Source organism: Gordonibacter pamelaeae 7-10-1-b, assembly GCF_000210055.1.
GTDB classification, from domain to species: Bacteria; Actinomycetota; Coriobacteriia; order Coriobacteriales; family Eggerthellaceae; genus Gordonibacter; species Gordonibacter pamelaeae.
The window spans coordinates 661,088-662,125 of the sequence record NC_021021.1 but is presented as its reverse complement, the minus strand read 5'-3'; the positions used below and the strand labels follow the sequence as shown (position 1 = coordinate 662,125).

The 1,038-nt window shown below is 70.1% G+C and carries 1 protein-coding gene; it reads right to left on the bottom strand.

Translation table 11 applies throughout. From position 1 onward, the window contains the following. On the bottom strand, positions 1–1,038 hold a 1,038-nt coding region (locus GPA_RS03170; protein WP_156791122.1), incomplete at both ends, for a molybdopterin oxidoreductase family protein.

Here is a 1,038-nt window from a genome sequence, read left to right as displayed (position 1 = left end):
CTCCGCATAGCTGCGCCCGGGCAGCACGACGTGGGCCAGCTTCGCCGTCTCGGTGAGGAACAGGTCCTGCACCACGAGGAAGTCAAGCGCCGCGAGCGCGCGCAGCACGTGCCCCGTGTCGGGGTCGGTGCGCACCGGGTCCTCGCCGAACAGGTACAGGCCGCGCACGCGCCCCTCCAGCATGGCGGGGAAACATTCGGTGGCCTTGAGCCCCCGCTCGCGCGGCAGGCTTGCACCCCAGGCGCGCTCGAAGCGGCGCAGCACCTCGGGATCGGCCACCTTCTGGTAGCCCGGCAGGTCGTCGGGGCCCGCGCCCATGTCGCAGGCGCCCTGCACGTTGTTCTGCCCGCGCAGCGGGTTCACGCCGCCGCCGGGCTTGCCGAGGTTGCCCGTGATCATGGCGATGTTCGAGAGCGCCATCACGCCGTCGGTGCCGGTGGAGTGCTCGGTCACGCCCAGGCAGTACACGATGGCGGCCGCGCCCGCCCCTCCGTACATCTTCGCGGCGGACACGAGGTCGCGCTGGTCGATGCCGCAGATCTCGGCCACGCGCGCGGGCGTGTAGTCGCGCACCGTGGCGGCCAGCACCTCGATGCCCTCCGTGCGCTCGCGCACGAACTCGGCATCGTAGAGGCCCTCGGCCAAAAGGACGTTCACAATGCCGTTCGCGAACGCCACGTTCGTGCCGGGCCGCAGCTTCAGATGGAGGTCCGCCTGCGCGGCCAGCCCGATGTCACGCGGGTCCACCACGATGAGGCGGCAGCCCCGCTCCACGGCGGCGCGCAGCTGCATGCCAATGACCGGATGGGCCTCCTCGGGGTTCGACCCCACGAGCATGACCACGTCCGCCTTCCGGCACACGTCGTCGATGGAGTTCGTCATCGCTCCCGAGCCAAGCATGGTCGCCAGACCGGCGACGGTGGGAGCGTGTCAAACACGCGCGCAGCAGTCCACGTTGTTCGTGTGGAGGCTTATGCGCGCCATCTTCTGGAACAGGTAGATGTCCTCGTTGGTGGACCGCGAGCAGGCGAAGGCCGC